This is a genomic window from Methylobacterium sp. C25, from assembly GCF_021352225.1.
Classification (GTDB): domain Bacteria; phylum Pseudomonadota; class Alphaproteobacteria; order Rhizobiales; family Beijerinckiaceae; genus Methylobacterium.
Window position 1 is genome coordinate 51,369 of record NZ_JAAUVI010000008.1, and the last position, 17,209, is coordinate 68,577.

The 17,209-nt window shown below is 66.4% G+C and carries 12 protein-coding genes and 1 tRNA gene; 7 read left to right on the plus strand and 6 right to left on the minus strand.

Going from position 1 to position 17,209, the window contains the following annotated elements; translation table 11 throughout:
• Nucleotides 1-5: 5 nt before the first annotated feature.
• Both HCU64_RS18080 and glnA read right to left on the minus strand, forming a co-directional pair.
• Nucleotides 6-1,940 carry a putative bifunctional diguanylate cyclase/phosphodiesterase gene (locus tag HCU64_RS18080; protein ID WP_233385565.1) on the minus strand — a complete coding sequence of 645 codons (1,935 nt, stop codon included), beginning with the start codon at nt 1,938-1,940 and terminating at the stop codon, nt 6-8.
• Nucleotides 1,941-2,112: 172 nt separating this feature from the next.
• A complete protein-coding gene (glnA, locus tag HCU64_RS18085) occupies nt 2,113-3,522 on the minus strand; it encodes a type I glutamate--ammonia ligase (RefSeq protein WP_233385566.1) in 1,410 nt (469 codons plus the stop codon).
• Nucleotides 3,523-3,998: 476 nt separating this feature from the next.
• Here glnA and HCU64_RS18090 point away from each other — a divergent pair, with 476 nt between their 5' ends.
• Nucleotides 3,999-5,054 (plus strand): glutamine synthetase beta-grasp domain-containing protein, encoded by a 1,056-nt coding sequence (locus HCU64_RS18090; RefSeq protein WP_233385568.1) that lies wholly within the window; start codon nt 3,999-4,001, stop codon nt 5,052-5,054.
• 62 nt (nt 5,055-5,116) lie between these two features.
• Here HCU64_RS18090 and HCU64_RS18095 read toward each other — a convergent pair whose 3' ends face one another.
• From HCU64_RS18095 to HCU64_RS18105, 3 genes are read right to left on the minus strand one after another with little or no spacing between them, the layout of a single operon-like run.
• Nucleotides 5,117-6,046 carry a glutaminase gene (locus tag HCU64_RS18095; RefSeq protein ID WP_267922493.1) on the minus strand — a complete coding sequence of 310 codons (930 nt, stop codon included), beginning with the start codon at nt 6,044-6,046 and terminating at the stop codon, nt 5,117-5,119.
• Between the two features lie 43 nt (nt 6,047-6,089).
• Entirely contained in the window at nt 6,090-6,869 is a 780-nt protein-coding gene (locus HCU64_RS18100) for an isocitrate lyase/PEP mutase family protein (protein ID WP_233385569.1), read from the minus strand.
• 1 nt (nt 6,870) lies between these two features.
• On the minus strand, nt 6,871-7,209 hold the full coding sequence (locus HCU64_RS18105; RefSeq protein ID WP_233385570.1) for a P-II family nitrogen regulator: 339 nt from the start codon (nt 7,207-7,209) through the stop codon (nt 6,871-6,873).
• Nucleotides 7,210-7,406: 197 nt separating this feature from the next.
• Here HCU64_RS18105 and HCU64_RS18110 point away from each other — a divergent pair, with 197 nt between their 5' ends.
• Complete coding sequence (locus tag HCU64_RS18110; RefSeq protein WP_233385571.1) at nt 7,407-8,924, plus strand: NAD(P)H-hydrate dehydratase; 1,518 nt, start codon at nt 7,407-7,409, stop codon at nt 8,922-8,924.
• Here the strand turns inward: HCU64_RS18110 and HCU64_RS18115 are convergent.
• Nucleotides 8,921-10,345: a multicopper oxidase family protein gene (locus HCU64_RS18115; RefSeq protein WP_233385572.1), complete on the minus strand. Its 1,425-nt coding sequence runs from the start codon at nt 10,343-10,345 to the stop codon at nt 8,921-8,923. The two genes, HCU64_RS18110 and HCU64_RS18115, sit on opposite strands and share 4 nt — an antisense overlap.
• A 182-nt stretch (nt 10,346-10,527) precedes the next feature.
• On the opposite strand from HCU64_RS18115, the gene HCU64_RS18120 reads away from it, so the two are divergent.
• The 5 genes from HCU64_RS18120 to lon all read left to right on the plus strand — a co-directional run bounded on the left by HCU64_RS18120 (nt 10,528) and on the right by lon (nt 17,105).
• Nucleotides 10,528-10,612, plus strand: a tRNA-Leu gene (locus HCU64_RS18120).
• A 159-nt stretch (nt 10,613-10,771) separates the two neighbouring features.
• Nucleotides 10,772-12,175: a trigger factor gene (gene tig / locus HCU64_RS18125; protein WP_233385573.1), complete on the plus strand. Its 1,404-nt coding sequence runs from the start codon at nt 10,772-10,774 to the stop codon at nt 12,173-12,175.
• Nucleotides 12,176-12,301: 126 nt separating this feature from the next.
• On the plus strand, nt 12,302-12,928 hold the full coding sequence (locus HCU64_RS18130) for an ATP-dependent Clp protease proteolytic subunit (RefSeq protein ID WP_233385574.1): 627 nt from the start codon (nt 12,302-12,304) through the stop codon (nt 12,926-12,928).
• Between the two features lie 227 nt (nt 12,929-13,155).
• Nucleotides 13,156-14,427, plus strand: a complete 1,272-nt coding sequence (gene clpX / locus HCU64_RS18135; RefSeq protein WP_183506258.1) for an ATP-dependent Clp protease ATP-binding subunit ClpX — start codon at nt 13,156-13,158, stop codon at nt 14,425-14,427.
• A gap of 257 nt (nt 14,428-14,684) precedes the next feature.
• Nucleotides 14,685-17,105: an endopeptidase La gene (lon, locus tag HCU64_RS18140; protein ID WP_233385576.1), complete on the plus strand. Its 2,421-nt coding sequence runs from the start codon at nt 14,685-14,687 to the stop codon at nt 17,103-17,105.
• The last annotated feature ends 104 nt before the right edge of the window (nt 17,106-17,209 follow it).

Genomic DNA, 17,209 nt, shown 5'->3' on the forward strand with positions numbered 1-17,209 from the left:
CCTCGTTACGCGACGCTGCGCTGCTGATCCCCCTGACTCTGCGGTACGGTCTCGGCTCCGACGCCGGACAGCGCCTCGATCTCCTCATGCGGCAGCGGTTTCTGGAACAGGTAGCCCTGCATGAACCGGCAGCCGGCCGAGCGCAGCAGAAGCATCTGATCAGCAGTTTCGACACCCTCGACGACGCAGGAGAAGCCGAGATTGCGCGCCAGATCGATGATGGCGCGGATGATGTTGAGCGAGGCTTGGTCCTCGCAGATGCCGGTCACGAAGCTGCGGTCGATCTTCAGCCTGGTGATCGGCAGCTTGTGCACGTAGCTCAGGCTCGAATAGCCGGTACCGAAATCGTCGAGGGCGATGTGGACCCCGAGCGCCTTCAGCTCGGTGAGCGCATCACGTGCGTCGACGAGGTCGCGCATCAGGCCGGTCTCGGTCAGTTCGAACATGATCCGATCCGGCGCGACGCCGCTCTCCCGAACGATGTTCTTGATATCCGCCCGGCAGGCGCTCGATGCGATGTCGTGCGCCGAGAGATTGAACGACAGGCTCATCTCCACGGGCCACGCGGCCATGTCGGCGAGCGCTTTTCGCAGCAGCGCCCGCGTCACGTCGCGGATCAGGCCGCTTCGCTCAGCGACGACGATGAAGTCGCCCGGCGATACCTGTCCGATGGTCGGGCTGGTCCAGCGGGCGAGCGCCTCGTAGGCGTCGACGCGCTGCTCCACGACATCCATGATCGGCTGGTAGACGAGGCTGAATTCGGTTTCGAGATCCGCGCTGCGCAGGGCCTGCTCGATCACGGCGTGGCTGCGCAGCTGCGCCTCGTGCTCCAGGGCAAAGCAGATCGCCGTGCCCCGGCTGACTTCCTTTGCGTGGTAGAGCGCATGGTCGGCACGCTCGACCAGCATCTCCGAGGAGGAAGCGGCATCGGGAAAGCGAGCGAACCCGACCGACGCGCCGATCTGTGCAGTCACCTCACGGAGCGCGTAAGGCCGGCGCAGCGACGCGCAGATCTCCCGTCCGATCGCGTCGGGGTCCTGTGTTCCCTCGACGATGATCCCGAACTCGTCGCCGCCGAGCCGCGCGGCCCAGCCCTTCCCTGTGAGGATCGCCGCGAGACGCGTGCCGACCTCGATCAGAACCTCGTCGCCAGCGGCATGGCCGAAGCTGTCGTTGACCGGCTTGAAGCCGTCGAGATCGACCAGGCCGACCGCGAAGGTCGTGCCGGCAGTGCCCGCCTCGGCGATCGTCTGGTCGAGCCTGGCGAAGAAGGAGCGGCGGTTCGGCAGGCCGGTGAGCGGGTCGGTATGTGCGAGATCGTGGTTCTCGGCGATCAGCGCGGTCAGCCGGCAGAAATCGCCGTAACCCATTTTCTGCAGGAAGATCATCGCGCTGATGACGCCGGCGAAGTTCAGCGCCGTCACGACGAGCAGCACCTCTCCAGTGCTGATGAAGTAGAGCGTCAGGGGCAGAGCGGCGATGCCGACCGTCGTCGCAGCCGAGCTGAGATGCAGCAGGCAGGTCAGGCAGACGATCATGGTGATGGTCAGGAAGAACAGCACCTGCATCTGGCTGGCGACGTCGCCGTAGCGGGTCAGCAGCACGGCCCAGAGCGAGAACCCCGCGCCGAGCGCCGAGCCGAACAGGTGCGTTCCCCGCAAGCGCCTGAACGCTGCCTCGCCCTCGAGAGGCCGATGCAGGGTCCTCACCCAGACGAAGATTCGCGCCGCAGCGAGCCCGAGCATGGCGACGAGCGGCGGAATCGTGAGGCCATGGGGTGCAATGCCGTAATGCGTGTAGGCCACCGCGACGGCGTTCACGGACAAGGTGATCAGAAGCAGCGGGACTTGGCGCGAGAGGGCGCGAACCTGAGCGGCCGCCAAGGCCGCATCGGAATGCGGAACCGCGAATAACCGCGACAGGAAGGTCAATCGGATCATGAGCGCCGAGCCGGTCGCGAGAAATCGCCGGTCGGGCCATCACAATCAGCCAAGTCCTAACGTTTCGGTACTGGCGAATGAACGCAGTTCACATCAACGGCAGCCGGCATCGCAAATAAGAAAGGGGCCGGATCGCTCCGGCCCCCCTCTTCGTCCTGACGTCGTCGATCGCTCAGAGCGAGTAGTATTGAACGAACTCGATCGGGTGCGGGGTCATCTCGTAGCGCAGCACCTCGGTCATCTTCAGCTCGATGAACGAGTCGATCTGGTCGTCCGAGAACACGCCGCCCTGCTTGAGGAAGGCACGGTCCTTGTCGAGGCTCTGCAGGGCCTCGCGGAGCGAGCCGCACACCGTCGGGATCTTCTTCAGCTCCTTCGGCGGCAGGTCGTAGAGATCCTTGTCCATGGCCGGACCCGGATCGATCTTGTTCATGATGCCGTCGAGGCCGGCCATCAGCAGCGCCGAGAAGGCGAGGTAGGGATTCGCCATCGGATCGGGGAAGCGGACCTCGACGCGCTTGGCCTTCGGGTTCGTCGTCCACGGGATACGGCAGGAGGCCGAGCGGTTGCGCGCCGAGTAGGCGAGCAGCACGGGAGCCTCGTAGCCCGGCACCAGGCGCTTGTAGGAGTTGGTCGACGGGTTAGTGAAGGCGTTGAGCGCCTTGGCGTGCTTGATGATGCCGCCGATGTACCAGAGGCACTCCTGCGAGAGGTCGGCGTACTTGTTGCCCGCGAAGAGCGGCTTGCCGCCCTTCCAGATCGACTGGTGCACGTGCATGCCCGAGCCGTTGTCGCCGTAGACGGGCTTCGGCATGAAGGTCGCCGACTTGCCGTAGCTCTGCGCCACGTTGTGGATGCAGTACTTGTAGACCTGCATGTGGTCGGCGAGCAGCGTCAGCGTGTCGAACTTCATGCCGAGCTCGTGCTGAGCCGAGGCCACCTCGTGGTGGTGCTTCTCGACCTTCACGCCCATGGACTGCATGGCGGCCAGCATCTCGCCGCGCATGTCCTGCGCCGAATCCTGCGGGGGAACCGGGAAGTAGCCGCCCTTGGTCTGGATGCGGTGGCCGAGGTTGCCGCCCTCGTAATCGGTGAAGCCGTTCGACGGCAGTTCGGTCGAATCGAGCTCGAAGCCGGTGCGGTAGGGATCGGCGCCGAACTTGACGTCGTCGAACACGAAGAACTCGGCCTCGGGGCCGACGAAGATCGTGTCGCCGATGCCGGTCGACTTCAGGTAAGCCTCGGCGAGCTTGGCGGTCGAGCGCGGATCACGCGAGTAGGGCGCGCCGGTCGACGGCTCGAGCACGTCGCAGACGATCGACATCGTCGAGGCGGAGAAGAACGGATCCATGGTGGCGGTGACCGGATCCGGCATCAGCAGCATGTCCGACTCGTTGATCGCCTTCCAGCCGGCGATTGAGGAGCCGTCGAACATCGTGCCTTCGGAGAACAGCTCCTCGTCGACGAGCGAGACGTCGAAAGTGACGTGCTGCCACTTGCCCCGCGGATCGGTGAAGCGAAGGTCGACGTATCTGACGTCGTTGTCCTTTATCGCCTTCAGGACTTCGGCTGCGTTCTTCATCGTCGGCGTTCTCCTCGGGAAGGGAGCGTAGGCAAGGGAGCGTGATCGCCTCGTTCGACGGAGTGTCCGGGATCGCGGCGGATGGCCGATCTCACCGGGCCTGCTCATGGCGACGAGGCAGACGATCGATAGATCGTCGGGCGTGTGCCCGACGGCCCCAGGTGTCGTGCGCCCTCCCGTCGCGCACGTTGGCCGGGCGCACTGATATCCCCCGATCGCATCCGTTGCCAGACGGCCATGCAGGGGAATTTGCCGCTTTTTCAGGCAATTCCCGGGGCAATCCGTTCTCAGGGCGCGGGCAATGGCTATACGGCCGCGCTTTCTTCGGGCATCGGATGCCCGTTCGCGCGCCAACCAGGGCAGCCTGGAGGCGCTCGCGGCTGGCACACGAAATGCAAGCGCTCGGGCGGCCGTAGACAGTCCGGCACCGCCGGGCGTCCTCAGACCGAGCAAAATCGGCGAACGAGAGATCAGGGATGACGAAATACAAGCTCGAGTACATATGGCTCGACGGCTATGAGCCGGTGCCGAACCTGCGCGGCAAAACGCAGATCAAGGCTTTCGACAGCTTCCCGACGCTCGAGCAGCTCCCGATCTGGGGCTTCGACGGCTCATCGACCAAGCAGGCTGAAGGCGGCAGCTCCGACTGCATGCTGAAGCCGATCCGTCATTTCCCCGACCCGGCCCGCAAGGACGGCGTTCTGGTGCTCTGCGAAGTCATGATGCCGGATGGCGTCACCCCGCACGTGAGCAACAAGCGCGCGACCATCCTCGACGACGAGGGTGCATGGTTCGGCTTCGAGCAGGAATACTTCTTCTACAAGGACGGTCGTCCGCTCGGCTTCCCGGCCCAGGGCTACCCGCCGCCGCAGGGTCCGTATTACTGCGGCGCCGGCTTCTCGGCCGTCGGTTCGGTCGCGCGCAAGATCGTCGACGAGCATCTCGACCTCTGCCTCGAGGCCGGCATCAACCACGAGGGCATCAACGCCGAGGTCGCCAAGGGCCAGTGGGAATTCCAGATCTTCGGCAAGGGCTCCAAGCGGGCGGCCGACGAGATGTGGATGGCCCGCTACCTCCTGCAGCGCCTCTGCGAGAAGTACGAGATCGACGTCGAGTATCACTGCAAGCCGCTCGGCGATACCGACTGGAATGGCTCGGGCATGCACGCCAACTTCTCGACCGAGTACATGCGCACCACGGGTGGCAAGCCGTATTTCGAGAAGCTGATGGCGGCTTTCGACAAGAACCTGATGGACCACATCGCCGTCTACGGCCCGGACAACGACAAGCGTCTGACCGGCAAGCACGAGACCGCGCCGTGGAACAAGTTCTCCTACGGCGTGGCCGACCGCGGCGCTTCGATCCGCGTGCCACACTCCTTCGTGAAGAACGACTACAAGGGCTACCTGGAAGACCGCCGCCCCAACAGCCAAGGCGACCCCTACCAGATCGCCTCGCAGATCCTGAAGACCATTGCTGAGGCGGAAGCCGGCACCGGGTCTTCGCTCAGCGAGGCCGAAGCCGCAGCCTGATCCCAGCGGGATCTCCCGAAATCCAGCGGCGCGGACCCCAGGGTCCGCGCCGTTTTCGTTGGTCATTCCCCGAAGATCGACCAGCCCATGCGCTTGGTCAGCCGCTCCAGGGCGATCCTGCCGAGATGCGAGTTGCCGGCAGCATCGAGGCCCGGCGACCAGACCGCGATCGAGGCGGTGCCCGGAGCGATGGCGAGGATGCCCCCGCCGACGCCACTCTTGCCCGGCAGGCCGACGCGATAGGCGAAGTCGCCCGAGCCGTCGTAATGGCCGCAGGTGAGCATGATCGCGTTGATGCGGCGCGCGCGCTCGGGAGAGATCACCAGCAGTCCCGTCGAGGGGTTGCGTCCGCTATGGGCGAGGTAGCGGCCGGCCATGGCGAGCTGCCGGCACGACATGGCGATGGCGCAGTGGTGGAAATAGACGCCGAGCGTGTAGTCGACCGGGTTGTCCAACACCCCGTAGGACTTCATGAAATTGGCGAGCGCGACGTTGCGGAAGCCCGTGCGCTTCTCCGACGCCGCCACCGCCTCGTCGATGGTGATCGACGAATCCTCGGCCAGGAATTGCAGAAAGCGCAGGATCTCGCCGAGTGCCTCGCGCGGCTCGTGGCCGGAGAGGATCGCATCCGTGACCGCGATGGCGCCCGCATTGATGAAGGGGTTGCGGGGGACGCCCTTCTCCAGTTCCAGCTGGACGATCGAGTTGAACGGGTTGCCCGAGGGCTCGCGGCCGACGCGCTTCCACAGCCGGTCGCCGATCTTGCCCAGCGCCAGCGTCAGCGTGAACACCTTGGTGATGCTCTGCACCGAGAACGGCGTATCGCTGTCGCCGGCAGCCGCGAACTGACCATCCGCGCCGATCACGGCGATGCCGAAGGCCTGCCGATCGGCACGGGCGAGCTCGGGAATGTAGGTGGCGACCTCGCCGCGATCCGGCCGCAGCCGCATCTCCTCTGCGATCTCGCTCACGACGTCGTTGAGATGGGGCAGGGGACGGCTCGCAGTCGGGTCGGAGGGGGCGAGAAAGGGGCGCTCAGGCGCGCCCGAAGCTCGCAGCCGGCAAGGCGCCGTCGTCGTGCAGCATGCGTGCCGCCGCCTCGAAACCGGCCCAGGCCGCGAAGGCGAGACGGCTGCCGGTGCTGACCCGGCGCACGCCGAGCGCGGCGAGATCGGCGATGCGCATCTCCGGCGAGAGCAGGAGGACGTTCACGGGCTTCGGCGCGACGGCCTGGACGATCTCGCGGATCGCACCGGGGTCGGAGAAGCCCGGCGCGTAGAGGCAGTCGGCACCGGCTTGAGCATAGGCGACGAGCCGCTCGATGGCTGGCCCGAGCTCCTTGCGCCCAATCAGAAATCCCTCGCTGCGACCGACGAGGATGGCGTCCCGGTCGATTGCGTCCATCGCCGCACGTGCCGCCGCAATGCGTTCGACGGCGAGAGCCTTGTCGTAGAGCGCGTCGCCCGTGCGATCCTCGATCGACAGCCCGGCGATGCCGGTCTCGAGGGCAAGGGCGACATTGCCGGCCACGCCCTCGGGATCATCGGCGAAACCGGATTCGAAATCCGCGTTCACGGGCAGATCCGTCGCTGCGCAAAGGGCGCGAAGATGGTCGAGCACCACCTCGCGGGTCACCGAGCGGTCGTCGAGACCAGCGCTCCAGGCTAGGCCGGCACTCGTCGAAGCGAGTGCCTTGAAACCGAGCTTTTCCAGCCGCTTGAGGCTGCCGATGTCCCAGGGGTTGGGAAGGGCGAAGCAACCCTGCGCATGCAGGGCGCGGAAGGCGATGCGCGCGGCTGTCGCCTTCGCGCTCATGTCAGATCGCGTCCGATCCCGTCTCACCCGTGCGGATGCGGATCGCATCCTCGATGCCCGAAACGAAGATCTTGCCGTCACCGATACGGCCGGTCTGGGCAGATTTGCGGATCGCCTCGACGGCAGCTTCCACCTGGGAATCCCCGAGCACGATCTCGAGCTTCACCTTCGGCAGGAAGTCCACGACGTATTCGGCGCCGCGATACAATTCGGTGTGGCCCTTCTGGCGGCCGAAACCCTTGGCCTCGATCACAGTGATGCCCTGCAAGCCGACGTCCTGAAGGGCCTCCTTCACTTCGTCGAGCTTGAACGGCTTGATGATCGCTTCGATCTTCTTCATTCGGTCGGCGCCTGACCTGCGCATTCGCGGAGCTAATGATTCCTAGCACCGCCTCTTGAGGATCGCCACGACGTTTTGCTGTGGCCCTCGCGCAAACTGCGCAAGCCTTGAGCAGAAAATGCACAACATTCGAGCATTTTGCCGCAATTCGCCCATCCCGCAGGCAGGCCTGGACCGTGTGCGAGCAGGAGCCATCCATGACCACCACCCGTCTGCTGACAGTCGACGCAATGCGATGCGTCGACGAGACCGCGATCTCGAGCGGCATCGCCGGCTACACGCTGATGCGCAATGCCGGGGCGGCGGTGGCAGAGCGGGCGCGGGCGCGACTGCCCGTCAGCGGGCGGGTTCTGATCCTGTGCGGCCCCGGCAATAACGGGGGCGACGGCTTCGTGGCCGGCCGGCTTCTTGCCGAAGGCGGCTACGCCGTGACTCTGCGCCTGCTGGGCGACGCGGCCGCCTTGTCCGGCGACGCGGCCCTCGCCGCCGCTGACTGGCGCGCGGGGGGCCATCCCGTCGCGCCGGCGCTCGCACGCGACGAGGTTTCAGGATTCGATCTGATCGTCGATGCGCTCTTCGGAGCTGGATTGTCGCGGGAGATCGCGGGCGAGGCGAGGGCGGTGATCGAGGCGGTCGACCGTTCAGGCACGCCCGTTCTCGCGGTGGACGTCCCGAGCGGGATTGATGGCGACACGGGCGAGGTGCGCGGCATCGCCCTCGCGGCCATCGAAACCGTCACCTTCGTCGCGCTGAAACCGGGCCACCTTCTGCAGCCGGGGCACTCCCTCTGCGGCGCGCTGCACGTCGCCGAGATCGGCACGGGCGAGGCGGCTCTTGCGGCGGGGCTCGCGGCCGGAGGCGCTCCGTCGTTCCGGAACGGGCCTGACCTGTGGCGCGAGGTGTTTCCGCGGCCGAGCGCGCAGGGCCACAAATACACCCGAGGCCATGCTCTCGTTCTGTCGGGACCGCCCTTCAAGACCGGGGCCGCCCGCCTCGCCGCGCGCGGCGCACTGCGGGTCGGCGCGGGGCTCGTCACGATGGTCTCGCCGAAGGCCGCGATGGCCGAGAACGCCGCCCATCTCACTGCCATCATGCTGCGCGCCTGCGACAGCCCCGACGACCTCGACGACCTGCTCACCGACGAGCGTCTCGACACGGTGCTGATCGGTCCGGGCCTCGGCATCGGCGACACGGCGCGCGACCTCGTCGTCGTGGCGGCCTCGGCCGGCCGCAAGCTCGTGCTCGATGCCGACGCACTGACGAGCTTCAAGGGTCAGGCGCCGCTGCTTGCCGAGCACCTCCGCCAGGGCGAGGCGCAGGCCGTCCTGACACCGCACGCAGGGGAATTCGCGCGGCTCTTCGCCAGCACGGGGGCGGTCGAGGAGGGGCTGAGCAAGATCGAGCGGACAAGGCGGGCGGCTGCGATCGCGGGATCGGTCGTCGTCCTGAAGGGCTCCGATACCGTGATCGCCGCGCCGGACGGCCGGGCTGCGATCAACGATCACGGTTCTCCCTATCTCGGTACGGCCGGTTCGGGGGACGTACTCGGCGGCCTGATCGCAGGGCTGCTGGCACAGGGGATGGCGCCGTTCGAGGCGGCCTGTGCCGGCGTCTGGCTGCACGGCGATGCGGGCTTGCGGCACGGGCCGGGGCTGATCGCCGAGGACATTCCGGAGATGATGCCGGAGGTGCTGGCGGGATTGCTCGGGGCCTAACTCACCTCGAAGCTCGTCCACATCCCCGTGTCGAACCGCTCCAGCACCGTGGAGCTGATCAGCCAGCGCCCCGGATTGTCGGCGAGGAAGGCGATGCGGGCGGTCTTCCCGTCTAGGAGCTGGAAGGTGTCGAGCCAGTAGGGCTCCCAGCCATCGTCGAGCGGGTGGAGCAGCCGGAAGGCGTGGCCGTGGACGTGCAGCGTCTGCAGGAACGCCGTATCGTTGCGCACCGCGAGCACCACGACCTGACCACGCTTCACCGAGAAGGCCGGTGCGGCGCCCGCGGTGCCGCTGGCTCCGTTGATCTGCCAGATCCGGGTCGGATCGCCGGTGAAGGCCGGCTCCGTGCCCGGCTTGTCCTTGTCGATCCGCGCGCCACCCGTGAGGACGAGATCGCGGCGAAACGCGCTCTGAAGCTTCACTTCGGCCGGCAGGAGGCTGTTGTTGCCGATAAGCGCGATCGGCGGCAGCGCGCTGCGCCGTTGCAGCGGCGCGCCCTTGGCGGTGAGGGTCGCCAGGGCCAGGCCCTGTCCGATCAGGGCATTGATCGTCACCGCCGCACCCGGCTCCGTCGGCATGTCGAGCAGCAGGTCGTAGCGAGTGCCTGGCGCGAAGGGCAGGGTGGCGCGCAGGGGCTCGAACAGATCGGTCGGCTGGCCATCGACGGCTACGACATAGGCCTTGGCCCCGTCGAAGCGGATGCGCGTCGCACGCGCGTTGCAGGCATTGGCGAGCCGCAGCCGCAGGCGGCTTCCCGGCGGCACCTCGACGGCCTCCGGGATCGGCCGGCCATTGACGGTGACGAGATTGCCGAGCCGGCCCGAGGCGGCAGCGAAGGCGAGCTGGCCAAAGGGGAGGGGCTGTCCGTCATCCTCCAGCCGCACGTCCTGCAGCAGGAAGGTCAGGTCGCGGTCGGTGGGAGGCGGCGTCGCCTCCTCGACGACGAGCATACCGGCGAGGCCGCGGCCCGACGGCTCGCTCGATCCGCCGACGACGAGGGGCCGGATCACCGAGGTGCCGGCATCGGGCGGCGTGAACTGGTAGGTGAAGCTCGCCCCCGGCGCGATCGGCGGCTGCGTGACCCCGCCGACGCCGTCCATGGCGTTGGTGTTGCGCACGCCGTGCCAGTGCAGCGAGAGCGGCTTGTCGGTCTTGTTGTCGAGCTTCAGCCGGACGGCCTCGCCCTTCCGGATCCGGAGAACCGGCGGCGCCGATTTCCCGTCGAAGCACCAGACCGGCGTCTCCTTGGCCGGCTCGGGCTTCAGCCGCGCCTGGCCGGGCGCCGCGGTCCAGGTGGTTTCGGCCGGGGGAGCGGACGGCGTGCCCTGCGCGACCGAGGGCCGCGGCAGCCAGGCGAGGGCAGCGACGCCTCCGAGCAGAGCGCGTCGCGACGGTCCTGTCGTGGCTTTGCGTGGCGGCATGGCACCCGGATGCTCGAGAGAGACGGTGCGCTCCGGCCGAAGCGCAGAGGGCTACTTAGCGGCGGCCGGGCCCCGTCGCCAACACGAGGCGGCCCCATGCGAAGTTTTTTGCTGCAGTCGGAAATGTGCGTGTTATAGAGCCGCCCCTGTGCGGTCGGACGTGTGCCTCCTCGCAGGTGCCCGCGGGCGTGGCGGAACTGGTAGACGCGCTGGATTTAGGTTCCAGTGTCGCAAGACGTGGGGGTTCGAGCCCCTCCGCCCGCACCAGTCCTGCCGCCGTGACCGCCGAGGGGCCTGGCGAAAGGGCATCCCGCGGCCGCGTGAGGCGGCCCGCATTCCCGGATCGGTCCGTCGCCCCGCCGAGGGTTCGCCCGCGGCGGACAAAGCCGTTGCTGAAAAGACTTTAGAGAATCGGACGAGACGACGATGCAGGTGACCGAGACGACTTCCGAGGGGCTGAAGCGCGAGTTTCAGGTGCTCCTCCCCGCGAGCGAACTCGAGGATCGCCTGAACACCGAGCTCTCGAACATCAAGGGCAAGGCCCAGCTCAAGGGCTTCCGCCCGGGCAAGGTGCCGGTGGCGCATCTGCGCAAGGTCTACGGCAAGTCGGTCATGGCCGACGTGCTGCAGAACGCCGTCAACGAGGCGAACCAGAAGATCGTCGCCGACAACAGCCTCAAGCTGGCGCTCGAGCCGCAGATCGAGTTCCCGAAGGACGAAGAGCAGAACATCGTCGAGAAGGCCCTCGAGGCGAAGGGTGACCTCGCCTTCAAGGTGAAGCTCGAGGTGCTGCCGACCTTCGACCTCGTCGACCTCTCCGACGTCACCCTGACCAAGCCCGTGCTCAAGCCCTCCGACGAGGAGGTGCAGGAGGCACTGGACCGCATGGCCAAGCAGAACCGCGACTTCGCCGCCAAGGACGAGGGCGCCGCGGCCGAGACCGGCGACAAGGTCTCGATCGACTTCGTCGGCAAGATCGACGGCGTCGAGTTCGAGGGCGGCAAGGGCGAGGACGTCGACCTGGAGCTCGGCTCGAACAGCTTCATCCCGGGCTTCGAGGACCAGCTCGTCGGCGCCAAGGCCGGCGACAGCCGCGTCGTCAAGGTGAACTTCCCCGAGGATTACCAGGCCGCCCAGCTCGCCGGTAAGGCCGCCGAGTTCGACATCACCGTAAAGGGCGTCCAGGCGCCGGGCGAGGTCACGATCGACGACGAGCTCGCCAAGCGCTTTGGCATGGAAGACCTCGAGAAGCTCAAGGAAGCCGTGAGCAAGGCGATCGGCACCGATTACGACGCCGCCTCGCGCCGCAAGACCAAGAAGGCGCTGCTCGACGCGCTGGACGGCAAATACGCCTTCGATCTGCCCCCGAGCCTCGTCGCCCAGGAATTCGCCAGCGTCTGGGCCCAGGTCGAGCAGGACCTGAAGACCCGCGAAAAGACCTTCGAGGACGAGGGTACGACCGAGGAAAAGGCTCAGGAAGAGTATCGCAAGATCGCCGAGCGGCGCGTGCGTCTCGGCCTGGTGCTTGCGCAGGTCGGCGAGACCGCCGATATCAAGGTCTCCGACGACGAGGTCAATCAGGCCCTCTTCGCCCGGGTACGTCAGTTCCCCGGCCAGGAGAAGGTGGTCTACGACTTCTACCGGAACAACCCGCAGGCGCTCGCCGAGCTTCGCGCGCCGCTGTTCGAGGAAAAGGTCGTCGACCACGTCCTCGGTCAGGTCAAACTCGTCGAAGAGCCGGTCTCCAAGGAGGCGCTCTTCGCCGAGGACGACGAAGAGGCCGCACCTGCCGAGACGAACGAGGCGGCGGCCGAGAAGGCCGCCGGCTGAGGCCCGCACCCACGGTTCAGGGTCAGCGGGTCCGATCAGGCGGTGTTAACAACCGCCGTAGTTGGCTTGTAACACCGGCCCGGGGATGATTCGCCCCGGCCGGTCCCTGACCTTGAGGGCGTGAGAATGAGAGATCCGGTCGACTACTTCCAGAACAGCCTCGTCCCGATGGTGGTCGAGCAGTCGAGCCGCGGCGAGCGCGCCTTCGACATCTATTCGCGCCTGCTCCGCGAGCGCATCATCTTCCTGACCGGCCCGGTCGAGGATCAAGGCGCGTCGCTGATCGTCGCGCAGCTGCTGTTCCTCGAGGCGGAGAACCCGAAGAAGGAAATTTCCTTCTACATCAACTCGCCCGGCGGCGTGGTGACCTCGGGTCTGTCGATCTACGACACCATGCAGTTCATCCGCTGCCCGGTGACGACGCTGTGCACCGGCCAGGCCGCCTCGATGGGCTCCCTGCTGCTCTGCGCCGGCGAGGCCGGTCATCGCTTCGCCCTGCCGAACGCGCGGATCATGGTCCACCAGCCCTCCGGCGGCTTCCAGGGTCAGGCCACCGACATCCTGATCCATGCCCGCGAGATCGAGGCCCTCAAAAAGCGCCTCAACGAGATCTACGTGAAGCATACGGGTCGCGACTACGAGACCATCCATCAGGCTCTCGAGCGCGATAACTTCATGACAGCCGAGGCGGCCAAGGAGTTCGGCCTGGTCGACGACATCCTGCACAAGCGGCCGGAGCCGGCCGCGGCTTAAGACGTTGCCGACGATGCGGATCAGCCTGCCTATGCGTCCTTTTGGCGACAGTTCAGCGCATTGAGCAGGTTGATCCGGAGACGGCAGCGTGATTGCATCGGAGTTCGTGCCCTCGATCGAACCCGGTGCATGCCCTGAGGTGACTGTTTCTTTAGGCGGATGCCTTTAATTCTGAGCGATGCGCGTTCGCCCCTTGCCGGCGCCGCGCTCGCGGAGCGGAGACCGATATGAGCAAGACTGGCGGCAACGACTCCAAGAGCACGCTGTACTGCTCGTTCTGCGGCAAGAGCCAGCACGAAGTCCGCAAGCTCATCGCGGGCCCGACGGTGTTCATCTGCGACGAGTGCGTCGAGCTGTGTATGGACATCATCCGCGAGGAATCGAAATCCTCGCTCGTGAAGTCGCGGGACGGCGTCCCGACCCCGAAGGAAATCCGGCGCGTCCTCGATGACTATGTCATCGGCCAGGACTACGCGAAGAAGGTCCTCTCGGTCGCGGTCCACAACCACTACAAGCGCCTCGCCCACGCGACGAAGCACTCTGACGTCGAGCTGGCGAAGTCCAACATCATGCTGATCGGGCCGACGGGCTCGGGCAAGACGCTGCTCGCGCAGACGCTCGCCCGCATCCTCGACGTGCCGTTCACCATGGCGGATGCCACGACGCTCACCGAGGCCGGCTATGTCGGCGAGGACGTCGAGAACATCATCCTGAAGCTGCTCCAGGCCTCCGACTACAACGTCGAGCGGGCGCAGCGCGGCATCGTCTACATCGACGAGATCGACAAGATCTCCCGCAAGTCCGACAACCCGTCGATCACCCGGGACGTGTCGGGCGAGGGCGTGCAGCAGGCTCTCCTGAAGATCATGGAAGGCACCGTCGCCTCCGTGCCTCCGCAGGGCGGCCGCAAGCACCCGCAGCAGGAGTTCCTGCAGGTCGACACGACGAACATCCTGTTCATCTGCGGCGGCGCCTTCGCGGGGCTGGAGCGGATCATCTCCCAGCGCGGCAAGGGCACCTCGATCGGCTTCGGCGCGACCGTGCAGGCTCCCGACGACCGCCGTACCGGCGAGATCTTCCGCTCGGTCGAGCCTGAGGACCTGCTGAAGTTCGGCCTGATTCCCGAATTCGTCGGCCGTCTCCCGGTCCTGGCGACGCTCGAGGATCTCGACGAAACCGCCCTCAAGCGGATCCTGCAGGAGCCGAAGAACGCCCTGGTGAAGCAGTACGCCCGTCTCTTCGAGATGGAGAACGTCGAGCTGACCTTCCAAGAAGAGGCGCTCTCCATGGTCGCCCGCAAGGCGATCGAGCGGAAGACCGGTGCGCGCGGCCTGCGCTCCATTCTGGAGACCATCCTCCTGGAGACGATGTACGACCTGCCGGGCCTCGACTCGGTCGAGCAGGTGGTGATCGGCCCCGAGGTGGTCGAGGGCAAGTCGCGGCCGCTCTACATCCACGGCGACCGCAACAAGGAAGCCCCGGCAAGCGTCAGCGCCTGATCCGATTTGGGGCCGCGCCGTGCAAGCGGCGCGGCCCTGTCATTCCACCGTCACGAAACTTGAAAGCCGTGGCGGCGAACGCCACCTGATCGTCAGCGCAGTGGCCGCATGCTCACCCCCGAGGTGCGGTGCCGCGTCACCAGCCGCAACGTTCGATCCGATCTCCGACCAAACGCGGCCCGGTCGGCCCTGGCAGGATGCTTGCTCGTCAAAGAGGAGCGAATGCCCGGCGTCAGAGCACAAGGGAAGCCAACCCCATGACCCAGTCGAAATCGCGCCAGCCGGTCGTCCCGGGCTCGACGGGCTCCTATGCCGTCCTGCCCCTGCGCGACATCGTCGTGTTTCCGCACATGATCGTGCCGCTCTTCGTCGGCCGCGAGAAATCCATCCGCGCCCTCGAAGAGGCTGTGAAGGCAGACAGGCACATCCTGCTGGCCACCCAGATCAATGCCGCTGACGACGATCCGTCGACCGACGCGATCTACAAGATCGGCACGCTCGCCAGCGTTCTGCAGCTCCTCAAGCTGCCCGACGGGACCGTGAAGGTTCTCGTCGAGGGCGCCGGACGCGCCAAGATCGAGGAGTTCGTCCGCTCGGACGAGTATTACGAGGCGACGGCGGAGACGCTGTCCGACGATCTCGGCGATCGCGTCGAGGCGGAAGCCCTCGCACGCTCGGTGATCTCCGAGTTCGAGAATTACGTGAAGCTCAACAAGAAGATCTCCCCCGAGGTCGTTGCCGCCGTTACGCAAATCGACGAGTCCTCGAAGCTCGCCGATACCGTTGGCTCGCATCTCGCGGTCAAGATCGCCGACAAGCAGGCGATCCTCGAGATCCCCACGGTGGCGCAGCGCCTCGAGCGCGTGCTGTCGCTAATGGAGAGCGAGATCTCCGTGCTCCAGGTGGAGAAGCGCATCCGGACCCGCGTCAAGCGGCAGATGGAGAAGACCCAGCGCGAGTACTACCTCAACGAGCAGATGAAGGCGATCCAGAAGGAGCTGGGCGACGAGGACGGCCGCGACGAGCTGGCCGAGCTCGAGGAGAAGATCGAGAAGACCAAGCTCTCGAAGGAAGCCCGCGACAAGGCGACGGCCGAGCTGAAGAAGCTGCGCCAGATGTCGCCGATGTCGGCCGAGGCGACCGTCGTGCGCAACTACCTCGATTGGATGCTCGGCATCCCGTGGAACAAGCGCTCGAAGATCAAGAAGGATCTCGTCGCGGCGCAGACCCTGCTCGACGAGGATCATTTCGGCCTCGACAAGGTCAAGGACCGCATCGTCGAGTACCTCGCCGTGCAGCAGCGCGCGAACAAGCTGACCGGCCCGATCCTGTGCCTCGTCGGCCCTCCGGGCGTCGGCAAGACCTCGCTCGGCAAGTCGATCGCGCGGGCAACGGGTCGCGAGTTCGTCCGGATGTCGCTCGGCGGCGTGCGGGACGAGGCCGAGATCCGCGGTCACCGCAGGACCTATATCGGCTCGATGCCGGGCAAGGTCGTGCAGTCGATGCGCAAGGCCAAGACCTCGAACCCGCTCATCCTGCTCGACGAGATCGACAAGATGGGCATGGATTTCCGCGGTGATCCGTCGGCCGCCCTGCTGGAGGTCCTCGACCCCGAACAGAACGCGACCTTCAACGACCATTACCTCGAGGTCGATTACGACCTGTCGAACGTGATGTTCGTGACCACGGCGAACACGCTGAACATCCCCGGCCCGCTGATGGACCGCATGGAGATCATCCGGATCGCCGGCTACACCGAGGAAGAGAAGGCGGAGATCGCCCGTCGCCACCTCATCCCGAACGCGCTCAAGAAGCACGGCCTGGATGAGAAGGAATGGTCGATCACCGACGATGGCCTGATGATGCTCATCCGCCGCTACACCCGTGAGGCGGGCGTGCGGAACCTGGAGCGCGAGATCTCCAACCTCGCCCGCAAGGCGGTGAAGGAGATCCTGATCTCGAAGGTGAAGTCCGTCGTGGGCAATCCCGAGACCCTGCCGGAATTCCTCGGCCCGCCGAAGTTCCGCTACGGCGAGATCGACGCGGACGATCAGGTCGGCGTCGTCACGGGTCTGGCCTGGACCGAGGTCGGCGGCGAGTTGCTGACGATCGAGGGCGTCATGATGCCCGGCAAGGGCAAGATGACGGTCACGGGCAACCTGCGCGACGTGATGAAGGAGTCGATCTCGGCTGCGGCGAGCTACGTCCGCTCGCGGGCCCTCGACTTCGGCATCGAGCCGCCGCTCTTCGAGCGCCGGGACATCCACGTCCACGTTCCGGAAGGGGCAACCCCGAAGGACGGTCCGTCGGCCGGCATCGCCATGGCCACCGCGATCATCTCGACGCTGACCGGCATCCCGGTCCGTCGCGACGTCGCAATGACGGGCGAGGTCACCCTGCGTGGCCGCGTCCTGCCGATCGGCGGCCTCAAGGAGAAGCTGCTCGCCGCTCTGCGCGGCGGCATCAAGACGGTGATGATCCCGGAAGAGAACGCCAAGGACCTCGCCGAGGTGCCGGACAGCGTGAAGAACGGGCTCGACATCATCCCCGTCGCCCGCATGGACCAGGTTCTGATCCACGCCCTCGTGCGCCAGCCCGAGGCGATCGAGTGGGACGAGCCGATCCCGGCAGTGAAGAAGCCGGGCCAGGAAGACGGCGCGGCAGTCGTCGCTCACTGACGCCGCTGGCCTGACGAACGAAACGAGCCTCCGGGACGATGTCCCGGAGGCTTTTTTCTTGAGCGGAGATCTGTGGCCGCGCGACGCTAGGCGTCAGCAGGCGC

Excerpts from the sequence above, each read along its gene's own strand:
- HCU64_RS18080 (WP_233385565.1), bottom strand. The coding sequence starts at position 1,940 with ATGATCCGATTGACCTTCCTGTCGCGGTTATTCGCGGTTCCGCATTCC.
- glnA (WP_233385566.1), bottom strand. The coding sequence starts at position 3,522 with ATGAAGAACGCAGCCGAAGTCCTGAAGGCGATAAAGGACAACGACGTC.
- HCU64_RS18090 (WP_233385568.1), top strand. The coding sequence starts at position 3,999 with ATGACGAAATACAAGCTCGAGTACATATGGCTCGACGGCTATGAGCCG.
- HCU64_RS18100 (WP_233385569.1), bottom strand. The coding sequence starts at position 6,869 with ATGAGCGCGAAGGCGACAGCCGCGCGCATCGCCTTCCGCGCCCTGCAT.
- HCU64_RS18105 (WP_233385570.1), bottom strand. The coding sequence starts at position 7,209 with ATGAAGAAGATCGAAGCGATCATCAAGCCGTTCAAGCTCGACGAAGTG.
- HCU64_RS18110 (WP_233385571.1), top strand. The coding sequence starts at position 7,407 with ATGACCACCACCCGTCTGCTGACAGTCGACGCAATGCGATGCGTCGAC.
- HCU64_RS18115 (WP_233385572.1), bottom strand. The coding sequence starts at position 10,345 with ATGCCGCCACGCAAAGCCACGACAGGACCGTCGCGACGCGCTCTGCTC.
- tig (WP_233385573.1), top strand. The coding sequence starts at position 10,772 with ATGCAGGTGACCGAGACGACTTCCGAGGGGCTGAAGCGCGAGTTTCAG.
- HCU64_RS18130 (WP_233385574.1), top strand. The coding sequence starts at position 12,302 with ATGAGAGATCCGGTCGACTACTTCCAGAACAGCCTCGTCCCGATGGTG.
- clpX (WP_183506258.1), top strand. The coding sequence starts at position 13,156 with ATGAGCAAGACTGGCGGCAACGACTCCAAGAGCACGCTGTACTGCTCG.
- lon (WP_233385576.1), top strand. The coding sequence starts at position 14,685 with ATGACCCAGTCGAAATCGCGCCAGCCGGTCGTCCCGGGCTCGACGGGC.